General features: G+C 61.2%; 21 protein-coding genes. 6 read left to right on the forward strand and 15 right to left on the reverse strand.

What is annotated here, in order from left to right; genetic code table 11:
* Positions 1 to 162 precede the first annotated feature (162 nt).
* Positions 163 to 1,125, forward strand: a complete 963-nt coding sequence (locus ACZ9DP_RS29415; RefSeq protein ID WP_074067071.1) for a phytanoyl-CoA dioxygenase family protein — start codon at positions 163 to 165, stop codon at positions 1,123 to 1,125.
* A gap of 86 nt (positions 1,126 to 1,211) precedes the next feature.
* On the opposite strand, the gene ACZ9DP_RS29420 is transcribed toward ACZ9DP_RS29415, so the two are convergent.
* From ACZ9DP_RS29420 to ACZ9DP_RS29430, 3 genes are all read right to left on the reverse strand, one after another.
* On the reverse strand, positions 1,212 to 1,448 hold the full coding sequence (locus ACZ9DP_RS29420; protein WP_476205499.1) for a hypothetical protein: 237 nt from the start codon (positions 1,446 to 1,448) through the stop codon (positions 1,212 to 1,214).
* Positions 1,449 to 1,755: 307 nt separating this feature from the next.
* On the reverse strand, positions 1,756 to 2,685 hold the full coding sequence (locus ACZ9DP_RS29425; RefSeq protein WP_476204381.1) for a peptidoglycan-binding protein: 930 nt from the start codon (positions 2,683 to 2,685) through the stop codon (positions 1,756 to 1,758).
* Positions 2,657 to 4,198, reverse strand: coding sequence for a sensor histidine kinase (locus ACZ9DP_RS29430; RefSeq protein ID WP_476204382.1), 1,542 nt, complete (start codon positions 4,196 to 4,198; stop codon positions 2,657 to 2,659). Before ACZ9DP_RS29430 ends, ACZ9DP_RS29425 begins: the two co-directional genes overlap by 29 nt.
* Before the next feature lie 453 nt (positions 4,199 to 4,651).
* Between ACZ9DP_RS29430 and ACZ9DP_RS29435 the strand changes: the two genes are divergently transcribed.
* The 3 genes from ACZ9DP_RS29435 (at position 4,652) to ACZ9DP_RS29445 (ending at position 6,117) form a co-directional block, all read left to right on the forward strand.
* Positions 4,652 to 5,137 (forward strand): DUF5330 domain-containing protein, encoded by a 486-nt coding sequence (locus ACZ9DP_RS29435; RefSeq protein WP_476204383.1) that lies wholly within the window; start codon positions 4,652 to 4,654, stop codon positions 5,135 to 5,137.
* A 303-nt stretch (positions 5,138 to 5,440) separates the two neighbouring features.
* Complete coding sequence (locus tag ACZ9DP_RS29440; protein WP_194729258.1) at positions 5,441 to 5,680, forward strand: hypothetical protein; 240 nt, start codon at positions 5,441 to 5,443, stop codon at positions 5,678 to 5,680.
* Between the two features lie 14 nt (positions 5,681 to 5,694).
* Positions 5,695 to 6,117: a SufE family protein gene (locus ACZ9DP_RS29445; protein ID WP_022714528.1), complete on the forward strand. Its 423-nt coding sequence runs from the start codon at positions 5,695 to 5,697 to the stop codon at positions 6,115 to 6,117.
* Positions 6,118 to 6,125: 8 nt separating this feature from the next.
* Here ACZ9DP_RS29445 and ACZ9DP_RS29450 read toward each other — a convergent pair whose 3' ends face one another.
* The 4 genes from ACZ9DP_RS29450 to ACZ9DP_RS29465 all read right to left on the reverse strand — a co-directional run bounded on the left by ACZ9DP_RS29450 (position 6,126) and on the right by ACZ9DP_RS29465 (position 7,861).
* Entirely contained in the window at positions 6,126 to 6,482 is a 357-nt protein-coding gene (locus tag ACZ9DP_RS29450) for a hypothetical protein (protein ID WP_194729257.1), read from the reverse strand.
* 3 nt (positions 6,483 to 6,485) lie between these two features.
* Positions 6,486 to 6,722, reverse strand: coding sequence for a hypothetical protein (locus ACZ9DP_RS29455; RefSeq protein WP_074067064.1), 237 nt, complete (start codon positions 6,720 to 6,722; stop codon positions 6,486 to 6,488).
* Between the two features lie 2 nt (positions 6,723 to 6,724).
* On the reverse strand, positions 6,725 to 7,030 hold the full coding sequence (locus tag ACZ9DP_RS29460; RefSeq protein ID WP_476204384.1) for a hypothetical protein: 306 nt from the start codon (positions 7,028 to 7,030) through the stop codon (positions 6,725 to 6,727).
* Positions 7,031 to 7,402: 372 nt separating this feature from the next.
* Positions 7,403 to 7,861, reverse strand: a complete 459-nt coding sequence (locus ACZ9DP_RS29465) for an Rrf2 family transcriptional regulator (RefSeq protein ID WP_074067062.1) — start codon at positions 7,859 to 7,861, stop codon at positions 7,403 to 7,405.
* Between the two features lie 171 nt (positions 7,862 to 8,032).
* On the opposite strand from ACZ9DP_RS29465, the gene ACZ9DP_RS29470 reads away from it, so the two are divergent.
* Both ACZ9DP_RS29470 and ACZ9DP_RS29475 read left to right on the forward strand, forming a co-directional pair.
* Positions 8,033 to 8,926 (forward strand): NAD(P)/FAD-dependent oxidoreductase, encoded by an 894-nt coding sequence (locus tag ACZ9DP_RS29470; protein WP_476204385.1) that lies wholly within the window; start codon positions 8,033 to 8,035, stop codon positions 8,924 to 8,926.
* Positions 8,927 to 9,023: 97 nt separating this feature from the next.
* Entirely contained in the window at positions 9,024 to 9,677 is a 654-nt protein-coding gene (locus tag ACZ9DP_RS29475; protein ID WP_476204386.1) for a cysteine hydrolase family protein, read from the forward strand.
* On the opposite strand, the gene ACZ9DP_RS29480 is transcribed toward ACZ9DP_RS29475, so the two are convergent.
* The 8 genes from ACZ9DP_RS29480 to ACZ9DP_RS29515 all read right to left on the reverse strand — a co-directional run bounded on the left by ACZ9DP_RS29480 (position 9,578) and on the right by ACZ9DP_RS29515 (position 15,416).
* On the reverse strand, positions 9,578 to 10,519 hold the full coding sequence (locus ACZ9DP_RS29480) for an ornithine cyclodeaminase family protein (protein WP_476204388.1): 942 nt from the start codon (positions 10,517 to 10,519) through the stop codon (positions 9,578 to 9,580). The genes ACZ9DP_RS29475 and ACZ9DP_RS29480 overlap by 100 nt on opposite strands.
* A gap of 259 nt (positions 10,520 to 10,778) precedes the next feature.
* On the reverse strand, positions 10,779 to 11,210 hold the full coding sequence (locus ACZ9DP_RS29485) for a Ros/MucR family transcriptional regulator (protein ID WP_022714520.1): 432 nt from the start codon (positions 11,208 to 11,210) through the stop codon (positions 10,779 to 10,781).
* A 429-nt stretch (positions 11,211 to 11,639) separates the two neighbouring features.
* Positions 11,640 to 11,972, reverse strand: a complete 333-nt coding sequence (mnhG, locus tag ACZ9DP_RS29490; RefSeq protein ID WP_074067058.1) for a monovalent cation/H(+) antiporter subunit G — start codon at positions 11,970 to 11,972, stop codon at positions 11,640 to 11,642.
* The gene (locus ACZ9DP_RS29495; protein WP_283071186.1) at positions 11,969 to 12,328 is read right to left on the reverse strand and encodes a cation:proton antiporter; all 360 of its coding nucleotides are present in this window, start codon (positions 12,326 to 12,328) and stop codon (positions 11,969 to 11,971) included. Before ACZ9DP_RS29495 ends, mnhG begins: the two co-directional genes overlap by 4 nt.
* Positions 12,325 to 12,798, reverse strand: a complete 474-nt coding sequence (locus ACZ9DP_RS29500) for a Na+/H+ antiporter subunit E (protein WP_194729250.1) — start codon at positions 12,796 to 12,798, stop codon at positions 12,325 to 12,327. The genes ACZ9DP_RS29495 and ACZ9DP_RS29500 overlap by 4 nt, the downstream gene beginning before the upstream one ends.
* Entirely contained in the window at positions 12,795 to 14,345 is a 1,551-nt protein-coding gene (locus tag ACZ9DP_RS29505) for a Na+/H+ antiporter subunit D (RefSeq protein WP_476204389.1), read from the reverse strand. The genes ACZ9DP_RS29500 and ACZ9DP_RS29505 overlap by 4 nt, the downstream gene beginning before the upstream one ends.
* Positions 14,346 to 14,619: 274 nt before the next feature.
* Entirely contained in the window at positions 14,620 to 14,997 is a 378-nt protein-coding gene (locus tag ACZ9DP_RS29510; RefSeq protein ID WP_239594935.1) for a Na+/H+ antiporter subunit C, read from the reverse strand.
* Positions 14,997 to 15,416, reverse strand: a complete 420-nt coding sequence (locus ACZ9DP_RS29515; protein WP_074067053.1) for a Na+/H+ antiporter subunit B — start codon at positions 15,414 to 15,416, stop codon at positions 14,997 to 14,999. Before ACZ9DP_RS29515 ends, ACZ9DP_RS29510 begins: the two co-directional genes overlap by 1 nt.
* Positions 15,417 to 15,788: the final 372 nt, after the last annotated feature.

Below are 15,788 nucleotides of genomic sequence, written 5' to 3' on the forward strand. Positions count from 1 at the left end.
GGACTCAGTGTCCGAAATTCTTTAATTTATTCAATTGGTTATTAACCATATAGCAGGCTGCAATCCCCATGCTGCATTGCATCATGATCCAAAACCACCTACCGTGGGCCCGGCGCCACGGGGAAAACGCCATGGGAAACCATGTTCGAATAAGGATGTCAGATGCTTGATGCGCCAAAATCTAAGCCGAAAGACCTCGAAGCCATTGCCCGCACAGGCGGGCCCCTTCGCCGCATGGCAGCGCGCGTACCAACCTATTTAACCGATCTCAAGGAAAATCCCGCCTGGCTGCCGATGTTCCTGCTGGCGCGCACGATGCCTTTCCGTCGCGCCCATTGGCTGACCGCCAGACCCATTCCGTCTTCGGCAACTGCACCGTCAATGTTTGGTGCGATCAAGGCGGAGAAAGCCGCTGCGGAATTGCGAAGAAATGGCATCTTCACCGGCCTCACTTTGCCGCCAGCCATCCATGAGGAAATCGCCCGTTTTGCACGCGAGACGCCGTGTTTCGGCAATTTCGAGCGCAAGGTCGAGTTTCTCGCCGGAGAGCATGCCGAAGCCGAACGCCGCTTCGAGCGCACGATATTGAGCGGCCATCATTTCGAGCGGGTTCTGCAATGCAAGGCAGCGGTCGCCGTGCAGCAAGATCCGCTGCTCCTCAATATCGCGCGGCATTATCTCGGCGGCGAGGCGAAACTGATCACCACGCGGACATGGTGGAGTTTCCCCACGACGTCTGCCTCGGAAGCCGATCTAAGCCGCGCCTCGTTCAAGTTCCACTTCGATCTCGACGACTGGCGGATGCTGAAATTCTTCTTCTATCTGTCCGACGTCGATGCGGATGCCGGTCCGCATGTCTATGTTCAAGGCAGCCACAACCGCCGCCGGATGAAGCACCAGTTGACACTGCTTGTCGGACATTCGGCCGAGGACGTGCTGGGCTTCTACGGCAAGGAGAGCGCAGTCACGCTGACAGGAAAGGCGGGCACCGGCTTTGTCGAAGATCCCTTCGGCTTCCATATGGGAACGCTCGCCAAACATACGCCGCGCCTGATGATGGAAGTCGGATTTGGCGTATCGAAGCCGTCAAAGCGCCGGTATCACGGCGAGCCGGTGATCAGATAGCCGTCCCCCGGATTTTCGAAGCCGGCCCGGCTGGACCGGCTTCGGTGATTGGATGTGCTCTTGGCAGAGCGGCCCGCCGTTGCGGTTCAGGCCTCCGGGCAACCGTCCCGCAATTTACGCCATGTCGTGACGTTCAACTCCATCTCGCAGCGTGCGAGATACGACGCCCCGCCCACCCTGATGCAGGCAGTCTGGCCAAGCTCGTACTTCGTGCCATCCCGATTGCGGCAGGTGCAGCGCAAATCCGGGTGCGCCGCAGCGACGCTCGCTGCGGCCACGGCCAACGATAGCGTTGCAATCCATTTGGCGTGCCGGCGTTCCATCGGCTGAGCATAGCGCAAATGTTCGCAGTTGGCACGAAGCAAGGTGGCTTCCTACCCGATCACTTGCCGCAAGATTTCCTCCCGGCTCAGCCTTGCCGTTCAAGCTCTCCCAGCGAAGGGAGGCGCTGGCAGAGCTCCGCGATTGCCCGGCATCGGTCAGCGTATTGCGCCCGGATCGCCTCGTCGAGCCGCACGCGGAACGACGTCGTGAAACGGTGCTGAAAGCGCCTCAAACGGCGCCAGGAACCAGAGTCGTCGGAGTGAAGATGCACATTGGACGAGCTTTGATGCCAGCTCTCACCCAGCCTCAAATCGCACCGATTTCCTTCAACTTCTTCAGTACCGCCTCGTTGGGCTCGCCGGTTTCCGGCAGGTTGTAGTGCTTTTGGAAGCGGCGGATGGCGGTGCGGGTTTGTTCGCCGGCGACACCGTCGACGCCGACATTGGCGTAGGCCATGTTGGAAAGGCCCTTCTGGATTTTCAGTACCAGATCGACATTGGTGAGCTCGGATGATGGGACCTGCTTCGGGCCGGCGGGCGCGGTCTTGATCTGCTTTTCGGCGCTGCGGATGGCGGCGGCGACCGGATCCTCGGCCGAGGCTTTCGAGGTCACATCCTCGCGCGGCTTCTCGGCGGGAACGGCCGAGGGGCCGATGGAATCGGTCCTGAGGGCGGCAAGCACATCCGGCGTCGCATCGCCACTCGGCAGCATGTCGACGGTTTCCTCGAAGAAGAGGATCGCGGCGCTGGTGCGCGGGCCGATGATACCGTCGGCCGTGCCGTTATAGAGGCCGCGGCGGATGAGCTCCTTCTGGATGTCCATGACCAGCTGACTGGGCTCTTGGCCGGGTGCTGCAGCCCGCGGCGTCGCATTGGTGGTCGAGGCAGCGCCCTCCTCGCCCGGACGTTCGATCTTGAAGGTCGTGACGTCGCCTGGGTGCGGCTCTTCCACGGTCGGACGGCCGATCGAGAAGGGCGCTAGCACATCGCGGGTGCGAAAGAAGGGATGCGGATGCGTACCCGGCTGATACCAGAGCGCATTGGCGGCGACGAAGCTGAAGATGACGACAAAGGCGGTGGTCCCGCCTGCGACCGACGGATTGCGCGCAATGACGCCGCCGAGCGCAGATGCGCCCGTCATGCCCACGCCGCCGAGGGCGGCAGCCCCTGTGAGAAGCAGGCTCGGCTGCTGCCGGCCTCTCCTTCCCTTAGGCGATTTTCGCTTGCGCGCGGCCATCGAAAAGCCCCTCTTCCCGTCCAGCGACATTCGTCGCCGCAATTTTCAGGCGCGGCGGGAAATCGACCGCCCCGTCCTTTTCCGCATGCGCGGCACCGGCGCCGGAACCATCCGCCGCGATCGAAATGGTGATGATCGTGCCTTCGCCGGGAACGCTGGCAATCGCGAAGTGACCGCCATGCAGTGCCACGAGGCCCTTCACCAGCGACAGGCCGAGGCCCGTGCCCTCGTAATGGCGTGTATAATCGTTCTGCACCTGCATGAAGGGCTGGCCGAGCGATTCGAGCCTGTCGGCCGGAATGCCGATGCCGGTGTCGCTGACGCTGATCTGCAGGATGCCGTCGCGCACCGCCGCATCGACGGTGACGGCGCCGCCGGCATCGGTGAACTTCACGGCGTTGCCGACGAGATTGATGAGGATCTGCTGGATGGCGCGCTGGTCGGCGACAACCTCGTCGAGACCGCGCTGGATGCGGCTCGTCAGCGTCACACCCTTGCCCTTCGCCTGCAGCGCAAGCATCGCCTCGCAGGAGCGGACCGAGGCGCCGACATCGAACGGTTCGAGCAGCAGCTCATAGCGGCCGGCCTCGATCTTGCTCATGTCGAGCATGGTGTTGACGACGGAAAGCAGGTGCGCGCCGGACTCGCGTACCAGGGTCACGTATTCGCGCTGGCGCTCATTGTCGAACTTGCCGAAATATTCGCCGAGCAGGATATCCGAGAAGCCGAGGATGGCGTTCAGCGGCGTGCGCAGCTCATGGCTGACGGCGGCGAGGAAGCGCGACTTGGCATCGTTGGCGGATTCGGCATCGGCCGCCCGGCTTTGGGCTTCCATGCGCAGCTGCTGTTCGACCGAGACGTCGCGGAGCTGGGCGACGACGGCCAGGAGCTCGCCGTCCTCATCGCGCCGCGCCGTCATGTCCATTCTGAGATGCGCGAACTGGCGAAGATCAAGGGAAACGCAGGGGCGGTCGAGGCGAAGGTCGACGCTGGCGCACTCCTCGCCCTGGCGCAGCCGGTCGAGCGCCTGCAGGACGAAGATGCGGTCGGAGACATGCACCTGCTCGATGAAGCCCCTGCCCTTCGGATCGCGCATCCAGGCGAGGAACTCGCGGCAGTCACGGCCACCGGCGGTGGTGACGTTGCCTTGCGGATCGAGGAAGAGAACGAGGCCGGCACTGTTTTCCAGGAAGAAGTCTTCCGCGGGCGCCGCGGCGACGGCCGACAGAGCAGCGCTCTGGCGGGCAAGCGCGATGCTGCCCACGGCTGAAAAGAGGAAGGCAGCGCAGACGGTCGCGACACCTGCAGGCAGTGCCACGGCGGGGCTGGTGACGAAGGAGAGGCCGAAAGGCGCAGCGATCAAGGCCGCGGAAGAGAGGAAGACAAGGCGGCGCAGGATCGCAAGCTCGCGCTCGGCAACAGCTTCGCCGCTTCCCGTGCGGGAAAGCCAGCCTGCCGCTGCCCGGTCCACGAGGGCTGCCGCCCGTCCGCCAATGTCACTCAATACGCGCACGCAATACCCGCCGAAAAGGCTCTTTACACAGTGCGGACAATAGGCCCCGGCGGCTTAAGGAAAGGATAAGGCAAAGCGGCGCTCCACAGCCCAAAAGCTGTAAAAATCCCATTTTGAGCCATCCGCAGGGCCCTTTGGTTTTTGTGGTTAATAGGGGGTAAGCGATGGATTTCGCTCGCATTTCGGCATTGTGTTAACCTTTGCGGCACGCTGCCCTTAGGGAATCCCTGCAATTCCAGGCAGCCCACTGCGCTATGCTTAACCCCGATGGCTACAATTTGACTGAAATGCGCTCAGAATGCCTTTATTTAAAATTCGAATTAAATTTGCCGCAAATGCCGTCGAGTTTCGAAAAGTGGCATTCGCATTTCCCCGCTAGGGTGAAAGCACACCGGAAAACCGGGCCTGATTCGGCGAGAAGACCGGACGGGATAAACAGGATGGGCAACGACAATGTGGCTTCTGATCAAAGGATCGTTCTGGTTCGGCCTTGTGCTGGTCCTCTTGCCGCTCTTCAGCTCGGAGAGCTCGACGCGGCTTGCCAACGACCCGCAAATCCAATTCTTCGACGCCTTCACCGCCGCAAGCGGCGCCTATGAATATCTCACCGGCATGTGCAACGAGAAGCCGGAGGTCTGCGCCAAGGGCGCGGAAACGCTCACCGCCCTCGGCTACCGGGCCCGCGAAGGCGCCCGCGTCGCTTATGAGCTGCTGGACAGCCAGTTCTCGGACGAGACGGCACCGGCTCTTGCGGAGGCGACGCCGGCCGCACCGCTTAGCGATTCTCCCGTCGCAGCCGATGCTCCTTCCGCAAAAGAGCACAGGGCTGCCGCACTGAACCAGCCGATGCCCTACCGCCCGCCGGTGGAGGACGAATCGGTTTCCGACAAGGTCGTAACCGGCGCCATTCCCTTGCCGACACCGAAGCCGGTCCTTTAAGAATTCCGCGGAGTTCTCCGCCCCAAGCTTGCACCGGCGATCCGCATGATACGGAGATTCCCGTGCCTGACGTGCCTGCCCTGTTTGATTTCAGCATTGTGCTGCGCCGTGAGGGTGCCCATCCCTCACGGCGTTTTTTCTATGCGTTCGAGGGATAGGCGGGCTGGCGACGAAGGCCGCCTTTGATCTTGAGGCGAGGAACAGGGCGCAAGGAAAGAGGATCAGGATGCCGTTGGCGTCGTCATTCTCGGCATGGCCGCCAGCGGCATCGGCATGATATCGTGAGCGGCGCGGCCCCCCGCAATGCTGCCGAACTTCGCCGACTATCCTTCGCGCCTGCCTCACGGCCTTGGCGCCCGCCTGCTTGTCGCGCTGCTGGTGTGCCATGGCGAAGCTGCCCTCTATCACCAGTTCATTCGCAGCAATGGGCTGCTGCGGCAGATGTGGTGCGGCGGCCGACCCCATGGCGTTTGCCGCCTGGCAGACGTTTTTCTTTTTAATGGTTCAAAAGCGGCGGCAGTTCACCTATATCACTCACAATAGTGAAAGGCCCACTTATGGCATCTCTCGACGAGATCATCGACGACTTCTCCTTCCTTGACGACTGGGAGGACCGCTACCGCTATGTCATCGAACTCGGCAAGGGACTGCCGGACCTGCCGGACGACAAGAAGACGTCCGCGAACAAGGTGATGGGCTGCGCCAGCCAGGTCTGGCTGGTGACGCATCCCGAGGGGGATCCTGAAAATCCGGTGCTGATCTTCGAGGGCGATTCCGACGCGCATATCGTGCGTGGCCTCGTCGCTATCGTGCTTGCCACCTATTCCGGCAAGAGGGCCTCGGAGATCGCGGGCCTCGATGCTTTCGATATCTTCTCGAAGATCGGCCTTGTCGAGAACCTGTCGTCCCAGCGCTCCAACGGGCTGAGGTCCATGGTGAACCGGATCCGGGAAGAAGCGCGGGTGAGGGTCGCGGCTTAAGCGCGCCGTCATTCGTTTGGCAATACGCTCGTCTCGCGTGGAAACAGCCTGATCAAGTGCGTCCGCTCCATCTGCAGCCGTGAACGGCCGGACATGATATTCTCTTCGAGACATAACGTGATGTCGCTCGCCAGAGCCTCAGGGATCTCGATGCCTCCGGCCTTGAGGAGCCGATGCTCCATCGCCGAAAGGGAGCCAACGGCCCCATTGCAGCCGTCTGCGGAAAGTTCCGCCAGTCGTGTTCGGCGCTCGGCGGCATCGGCGGTTTGAATGCGCTCCCGCTCCTGATAGGCAGCGATCTGTCCCCACGCCAGATAAAGAGCCGCGGATGCGCAAAAGAACGCGATGAGAAGGCCGCTCCGCATGCGTCAGGCCTCCCGAACGGCGTTGCAGTTGGCCGCAATCGGCATCTCGTGGGTGCAGGCTGCGACACGCATGACGTAGCGCTCGGCGGCGTCAGCGAGGGCCAATGCAACCTCGCTCTGCAGCCACCCCGCGTTTGCGGCTTCAATCGCAATCTGCGTCGCCAGATGGTCGAAGACGCAGGCGCACTCGTTCGCGCGCCGGGCATCGTCGACGTCGAAGGTGGGTGGCCTTATGTTCATGTTCAGTGGACGATCGCGGAAAGCGAGGACGGAAGGCCCTGAATGGCAAAACGGTGAAACGGCGGAACGGCAGGAGGCATGGCGACGACACGCTTTGCCTTGCCGAAGTGGCGGTCGAGTTCACTTGCAAGCTCGGCGGGCGAGGTCGTGCCTGCCTGGAACAACTGGATGAGCAGCAGTGCCGCAGCATTAAAAGTCCGAGGCTGATCGAAACGAATGTCGCCGGTATAGCCTGCATCGCTCAGCACCTGCTGCAGTACGCCAAGGTCCTCGCTGTTCAGGTATTTCATGGTGACTTCGGAAGACATGCAGTCCTCCTTTCGGTCGGGGCTAGGGCATGACCGCCCTCAGACAGCAGCGCCCGTGAAAATGGCTGCTGGAGGCTGGACAGTGCGCTTTCAGGGAATACAAAGCAAACGATATCTTTCGCATTCTCTTATATATGTGAGGCGGTTGGCGGCGTCGGAACGGACCGCTGCGCGATGCCTTCAGTCGCTTCAGACAATTGACCACGGATGTACTTGCACTGGTGTGAAAAGCGATGACGAGGAAGGTCCGTGCGATTTCGCCCGGCCTTGTTTATTGCCTGCATTCTTCGGCGCGAGTGTCCCGACGGCCTTTCGAGCGGCCTTAAGCGCGAAAACATGTTTGGTCCAGAAAATAGCCTCGAAGGGGCAATTCTAGGAATGCTCCATTGCTAAAGAGCAGTGCGCAGGCCTTGCCCATCGCTTGGAGGATTCTTCGGCAAGCGCGGCCAAGGTGACCTTGCCAAATTTCGCCAGCAAAATGGCTTCCGCCTCATGCATCGCCCCGGCAAGCGAGGCATTGACGGCCTGTTCGATGACGCAGTTCGGATTGTCGCCCGCCAGTCCGATCGAGAAGAGTTGCGGCGCGCCCAAGGCATTGTGGATGTCGAGCAGGGTGATCTCCCGCAAAGGACGCGCCAGGATCCAGCCGCCGCCGTGCCCCTTCTCGGACCGGACATACCCCTGATCCCGCAGGCCGGCCATGGTTCGGCGCACGACAACGGCATTGGTGCCCAGCATCGCTGCAATGGTTTCGGATGTTGCGACGCCTTCGTGGCGATCCATGTGAACAAGCACATGCAGCATGCGGGATAAGCGGGTGTCGTGTCTCATGGCCTGGTTCAGCTCGTTTGCGGATCACAGATGTAACAGATACATGATCATGCAACAATATTAGTTGCATGATCATTGACAAGCTATTTCACGTAACTTAACAAGTTTCATGACTCAACGTTCGGCTGTCCCGCCGGGCGATGAACCGGAACGAACGTAAGAGGATTATTTATGAGTTTCGACGTCATCATCATCGGCGGAAGCTTTGCAGGCATTTCAGCGGCGCTGCCGCTCGCCCGTGCCCGACGGAAGATCCTGGTGATCGATGCCGGTGAGCGCCGCAATCGCTTTGCCGCTGTCTCGCACGGTTTTCTAGGGCAGGACGGCCGTGAACCCGGCCTGATCGTATCCGAGGCCCGCCAACAGCTCGAACGCTATCCGACTGTCCACTGGCTGAATGCCAAGGCACAAGCCGCAGAGAGGACCAGCAATGGATTTGCTATCGAAATCGATGGCAAGCCTATGAAGGAAGGCAGGCGTCTGATCCTGGCAGCAGGGGTTGCCGATCGACTGCCCGCCATTCCAGGCCTGCAGGAACGCTGGGGAATATCTGTCTTCCATTGCCCCTATTGCCATGGTTACGAACTGAATCAGGGGCGGATCGGCGTCATCGCATCCGGGGAGCATTCCATGCATCATGCCCTCATGCTTCCTGACTGGGGCGAGACGACTTTTTTCACCAACGGTATCGTCGTCCCGAATGCCGATCAGGCAGCGCAATTGCGTGCGCGCGCAGTCAAGGTCGAGACGACACCAGTGCGCGAGATCGCAGGAGACCGTGCGGATGTTTGTCTGGACGATGGCAGGATTGTCGCAATGGACGGTTTGTTCACCCTGACGCGGACTTCAGTGCAAATTCCTTGGGCTGAGCAACTGGGCTGCGTGCTCGAAGAGGGGCCGCTCGGCCAGTTCATCAGGACGGATGCCGTAAAGCAGACGAGCGCGAAGGGCATCTTCGCCTGCGGCGATCTAGCAAGGGCCGCAGGCTCCGTGGCTCTCGCCGTTGGTGATGGGGCGCTGGCCGGAACGGCAGCGCATCAGTCGCTGATGTTCGGGAGTGATTGACGGCATTTTCATGTCCGCGGCATGAACGAGAAACGTTCCAAACCGGCATGCCGCGTGGCGTCACAACACTGCAACTTTTGTGACGTTTAATCGCTTAATGACCAAACGCGCCCTTGTTATCATCGACCTCATCAATGACTACCTCGACCATTGGAGCGCAGATAAAGCTGCTCGGCTGATCGGTGAAACCAACACGCTGGCTGTGGCCTTTAGACAGGCCGCGTTGCCCGTCGTATGGGTGCGGCCGGAATTTCGGCCTGACCTTAGCGACGCCTTTCTCGAGATGCGGGACAAGAACCTGAAGATCGCGATCGAGGGAACTTCAGGCGCCCATCTTCATGCTGGCCTCAATTGGGAGCCAAGCGACACGACCATCGTAAAGAAGCGCTATAGTGCGTTTTACCGGACCGAACTTGAAGACATTCTATCGGCGATGGGCGTGGGCGAGCTGGTATTGTGCGGCATCAACACGCACGCTTGTATTCGCATGACCGCTATCGACGCTTACCAACGCGACCTTCGCTTGGTGCTGGCGGAGGAATGCATCGATTCCTATGATGCCGAGCATGGAAGGGTCTCGCTTGTCTACATGAATGGAAAGATTGCCAAGGTGGCTACTGTTCCCGAGATAATCCAGGCTCTCCGCCCACTTCAGGCCGCAGGAGCCTTGCCGCCGGAAGCCGCAAGCAGCTTCGATGCCACCAGGACTTCGGTGCCTGCGAGGCCCGCCGAGCAAAACAACGTCGTTTGATCGTGCGCCTGGCGAACAGGCAGCCTGCCGCTGACGATCGCTGCCAAATCCACCAGGCGCACGGCATCGGGCGACCCATGCAGGAAGAATGGAGCCTTATAGGCGTCTGTCTGCTCCAGAGAGTCGGTCGCGATAACATGGGCGGCCGCGGCGATATCCAAGCCCAACTCATGCTCATCCACGGTCTTCGGACCGATGGTGTTGATGTGAACTCCGGGCTTCAGCCAAGCTGCCTCCATCACCGGTGTTCGGCTGGTCGTTGCACAAATGACGATATCGGCCTCGCTTACAGCGCGCCGTGGCGAATCCACGGGCTCCACGGGGATGCCTAAGCGCTGCTCCATCTCCGCTGAAAATATGCGGCGGTTCTGTTCGTGGCGGCTATAGACGCGGACATGATCCAGGCTGCGGACAAGTGCCGCGGCCTCCAACTGTGTCCGCGCCTGTTGCCCGCTTCCAATGACGCCGACCGTCCTGACGCCAGGCGATGACATATGACGAATGGCGATGCCGCCAATCGCGCCGGTTCGGATATTTCCCAACCGGCTGCCGACGACAAGGCCTTGAAGCTCTGCCGTTTCAGTCGACCAGACCGCGACGACCTGTTCGTGGCGCAGCCCTTTGAATGTTTCATAAACCCTGAAGCCCGCAATGGAATCCTCGCCGATCGTGCCGCCGATGGTGAAGACAAGGTCGCCTTTGCCGCCAACGGACACGCTATGCCTGGGCGGCGAAATCAATACCCCTGCTGATCGCGCCGCCATTGCTTCCTCGATCGCCTCGATGGCGATCGGCATAGCCGTGCTTCGGTCCAGGTCACTGTCGCTTAAAATGATGGCCACCGGCGCCTCCTTGGCTGACAGACTGCATCAAGTTCGCATCTCAACTTAGATCGAGGTCAACAGGGATTTACCGGTTCCGGCAATAATGCAGGCGCCAAATTCGATCCGGACGACCGGAAAGCACCAGGTGCAATTCCTTTTTGTTTCAATTCGCCTTTTTCGCCACTGGCTGAATATACTGGGATTATTTTCCTCCATGTCCGCACAAAGAAAAAGCCGGGCTTGGGGCCCGGCTTTCGCGCTTAAGAGCGTGCGAGGCTCAGCCGCGGCCGCGTTTGCGGCGCTGGCCGAGGCCCATTTCCTTGGCGAGGCGCGAGCGCGCCTCGGCATAGGCGGGAGCGACCATCGGATAATCGGCGGGAAGATCCCACTTCTCGCGGTACTCTTCCGGCGAGAGACTGTGATGGGTCATCAGATGGCGCTTGAGAGATTTGAAGTTGCCGCCGCATTCCAGGCAGGTGATCTGATCATCCTGTACTGACTTGCGTACCGAAACGGCGGGCTTCTGCTTTTCGATGGTGGCTGCGGCGGGTTGCGGTGCAGACGTGTTGCTCAGTGCGGAATGCACGTCGGAAATCAAATTGGCCAGGTCACTGACCGGGACCACATGATTGCTGACATAAGCCGCTACGATATCGGCCGTCAGTTCTACCAGCAATTCCGGCCCGTTGCCGGTCGCGGTATCCGTCATATTCTGTTTCTCCTGTTCGCATGCGTGGATGACCCTCTTTCAGAGGATCGCCTTCGTAGAGGCAAACAATAAAAGGCCAGACAGCGGCATCATGTCCTAAAACGCGAATCCACCCCTAGATTCTTGAGACCGAAACCTGTTCTAATACTGCCCGAATACGAATCACAATCGCCGCACTCTTCGACCACAGCCTTCATTAGACATTCGAAATCAAAGCTAGAGATGGAATAGGCGAAACGATTCTAATTCGAATCAGAACTCTACTTACACTTCAATTATCACTGTTTTACCGAAAGTCCAATTCTTATTTGCAGTTTTTCTACTTAAAAAGTTCAAAACACTAAGATTTTGCAAGCAAGGCTGCGGCTTTAGTTCACAATCGCGTGCATAACTTGCGTAAAACGAGCTAAATCGCTGAAAATTATACTCTCATCGGCCTTCCATGTCGTCGCGAACCGAGAGTTCCCACAATTTATGCCCCGTTTCATGCGCCGCCTTGGCCAAGAGGTGCGCTGCGACCGGGGCAGTCAGCAGCAGAAAGACGACGCCCGCGGCAGCGCGCGCGAAGATTGCAAGTTCGCCGGAATAAAGGCCGGCAGCAAGCAGCAGCAGGCCGGAGCCGACGGAACCCGCCTTGGAGGCTGCATGCATACGCGAGTAAAGGTCCGGCAAACGGACGACGCCGATCGCCGCCGAGAGCGCAAAAAATGCACCGGCAAGCATCGTGAGGGCGGTTGCCGTGGCGATAACGTATTCCATCATCCTGCCTTTCCTTCCGTATCGCCCGGCGCCGGCGTCACTGCCTGTTCTTGCCCGGCCGGCGACGGCCCGGCTCCCGGCCCACGGCGCGACAGGACGAAGCGGGCGAAGGCAACCGTCGCGAGGAAGCCGACCAGGCTCAGTGCGATCGCGATATCGATGTAAAGCGCAAAGCGCGTCTTGACGGCGATCACCGCGATGAAGCCGATGGCAATGCCGGTCAGCGTATCGAGAGCGAGAATGCGGTCCGGCAGCGTCGGTCCGATGATCACGCGATAGGCGGTGAGCACGAAGGCGATCCCGAGGATCGCAAGCGTGACCGCGGCGGCGGCCGAAACAAGCGTAAACGGCGCGATCATCGGAAAGCCTCCATGATCTTGCGTTCGAAGCCGCTCGCAATGGCGCGCTTCGTCGCTTCCGGGTCAGCGCAGTCGAGCGCGTGGACATAAAGCGTCCTGCGGTCCTCCGAAACATCGACAGAGAGCGTGCCGGGCGTCAGCGTGATGAGATTGGCAAGCAGCGTGATCTCGAGATCACGATCGACGGTCAGCGGAAAGGCAAAGATGCCGGGCAAGATCTCCATCCTCGGCCGCAGCACCGTCCGCGCGACGGTCCAAGCCGAAAGCGCCAGTTCCTTCAGGAAAAGCAGCGCGAGTGACAGGACGAGGCGCGTGCGGTGAAGATAGCCCTTGCTGCCGAAAGGCTCGCGCACGATCGCCAAAGCGACGGCCCCGAGAACGAAGCCGAAGACGAGATTGTGCAGCGAGGCGCTGCCGGAAACGGCGACCCAGGCAATGGCAAGCAGCAGATTGACGAGGAAGGCGATCATTGCGCCGCTCCTTCCGGGAAGACAGAATGGATGTAGGCGCCCGGATCGGCGAGGCTTCCGGCGGCTGCCTGCGCCAGCGACAGCAACGGCTCCGGCAGGATGCCGAAACCGGTGACGAGTGCGGTCAGCGCCAGAAGCGGCAGCGCCGATTGCCAGCCGATCGCGACCGCCTCGACAGGCGCCGGCGCCGGGCGCCAGTAGGCGAGCAGGAAGACGCGGCCGAAACAGATGGTCGTCAGGAACCCGCCGGCCAAAAGGGCGGCGGCAAGCCACCATGCGCCGATATCGAGCGAGGCCTTGACGAGGATGACCTTCGGCCAGAAGCCGGAAAACGGCGGCAGGCCGCAGGCGGCGAGGAAGAGGATGAGCGAGACGGCGGCAAACCAGCCGCACTCGCAATAGAGCCCGCCAAGCGCGCTGAGCTGGAAGCTGCCGCCGAGGCGGGCCGCCTGCCCCGCCAAGAGATAGAGCGCCATCATCAGCATGACGGAATGCAGCGCGTAAAAAACCGAGCCGCTGACGCCACCCGGCGTGCCGATCGCGATACCGGCAAGCATGTTGCCGATGCCGGAGATGACGACATAGCCGAGCATGCGGCGGATATCGGTCTGCGCCAGCGCGCCGAGTGCGCCTATGAGGACGGTTGCGGCGCCGACAAGCGCGATCATCAGGCTCAGCGCCTCGCGCTCCAGCGGCAGCAGCATCACCACCACCCGGATCAACGCGTAGATGCCGACCTTGGTAAGCAGACCGGCAAAGAGCGCGGAGACGACGATGCGTGGCGTATGATAGGAGGCCGGCAGCCAGAAGTTTACCGGGAAAGCGGCGGCCTTCATGGCGAAGGCAAAAAGGAAGAGGGCCGCCAGCGTCATCAGCGGCGCGCTATCGCGCAGGCCGGCGGCCTTCAGGGCGATGTCGGCCATGTTGAGCGTGCCGAAGATCGCGTAGAGGTAGCCGACCGCAATCAAAAAGAGCGTCGTACCGATCAGGTTCAGCACCGCATATTTCATCGCACCGTCGATCTGCTCGCGCTCGGATCCGAGGATCAGCAGGCCGAAGGACGAGATCAGCAACACCTCGAACCAGACATAGAGATTGAAAATGTCGCCGGTGAGCAACGCCCCGGACACGCCTGCCATCAGGAGCATCAGGAAGGGGAAGAAGCCGAAGCGCCGCCCGCCCGCGTCGATGTCGGTGAGCGCATAGAGGCTGCCCGCAAGCGCCGCGATCGCGGCTGCAAGCGCCATCAGCGCGCCGAAGAGGTCGACGGTGAAGGCAATGCCGAAAGGCGGCAGCCAGCGCCCCATCACCATCGTGACTGGGCCATCGTCGATCACCCGTTTCAACAACACCGCGTCGACCACCACCAGGGCCGCAAGGCCGAGAACGGCGATCAACGCATGCAGGCGGACATGGGCGCGAAGCATCAGCATCAGCGCGCCGAGCACGATGCAATGCACAACCGGCAAGATCACCAGCCAATTGCCTGGGGGGACGGGTGCGGTGAGGAGCGCGGCGGAAAGGTCGGTGCCGATGGGGGCGGCCATTTAAAGTTTCCTCCTCTTCTCCCCGGCGGGGAGAAGTGCCGCACCGAGCGAGGCGATGAGCGGGGCGAGCGGCGCAGGCCGCGAGCGTCGGGAGCGCAAGCGACGGATACCATATGCCGAGCCTACCCCCTCATCCGACCCTTCCGGGCCCCTTCCGCCCGCTGGGGAGAAGGGGCCCCCCATGGAAAGAGCCAGCGCCACCAGCCGATCTCCCTCCCTGTGGGGGCGATGCCCGGCAGGACGGAGGGAGGTTATCATCCGCACCATCCTCATCTCAATACCCCACTGGCGGAAGCGGCGGATCGTCGGGCTCGGCGACGCGCATCTCGTCGGTGTTGTCCGTGCCGATGTCCTGATAGGCACGGTAGGTCAGCACCAGCAGGAAGGCGAGGAAAGAGAAGGAGATCACGATCGCCGTCAAGATGAGGGCCTGCGGCAGCGGGTTGGCTGCACCGGCGGGCAGCGCGTCGAAGCCCGCCGGAATGATCGGCGGCACCTCGCGCGTCAGGCGGCCTGCGGTAAAGAGCAAGAGGTTCACGGCGTTTCCAAGGATCGCGATACCGAGCATGATGCGGATCGAGAATTTCGACAACAGCAGGTAGATGGCGGCGGAAAAGAACAGGCCGACGAGGATCGCAAAAAGCGGTTCCATCACTCCACCTCCCTTTCCTCAAGGGCGAGCGCAATGGCGGTGATCGCGCCGACGACGACGAAATAGACGCCGATATCGAAGAGCATGACCGTCGAGAGCGGCACCTCGACGCCGAAGATTGAAGGATAGACCCACAGGCCGGTCATGAAGGGCACGGCAGCGGCGATCGAGACCAGGCCGGCGACCGCCGACATCATCAGCCCGGCACCGGCGATCGACAGCGGATGAAAGAGGATTGCCCGGCGCACAGCCGGCACGCCGGCCGCGATGCCGTAGATCGCCAGTGCCGAAGCGGCGATAAGCCCGCCGATGAAGCCGCCGCCCGGCTCGTTGTGGCCGCGCAGCAGGATGAAGACCGAAAAGAGCAGCATGAGCGCGACGAGGAAGGGGGCGATGGTGCGGAAGATGAGGGTGTTCATCGGGTGGGTGCTCCGCTTGGCGGCGAGCGGCGGACGAGGCTACCTTCTTCGCCCATCAAGTCAGTCGATGTGGCAGGCAAGGACAACCGTACCTCATCACCCGCCCTCATCCTCGAAGGATCACCTCCTCGTGCGCCACCCTGGCGATATGAATCGCGCTGAATGCGTGCGCTTTGCCACCAGCCCTCATCCCATAGTCCCCTCATTCCTGTGCTCGTCGCAGGAATGAGGCCACGGCGCGTCTGCGCCGTGAATGAACCGCCTTTTGAATGATTCCTATGACAGGCACGGGAATGAGGGCGGTTGAGGCAATGCCGTCTCCAGACAACAGCACCGGGCGCTGCAAACCTGCCGGAATGGAAACATCCGAGA

This window comes from Rhizobium sp. USDA 4016 (assembly GCF_056279705.1).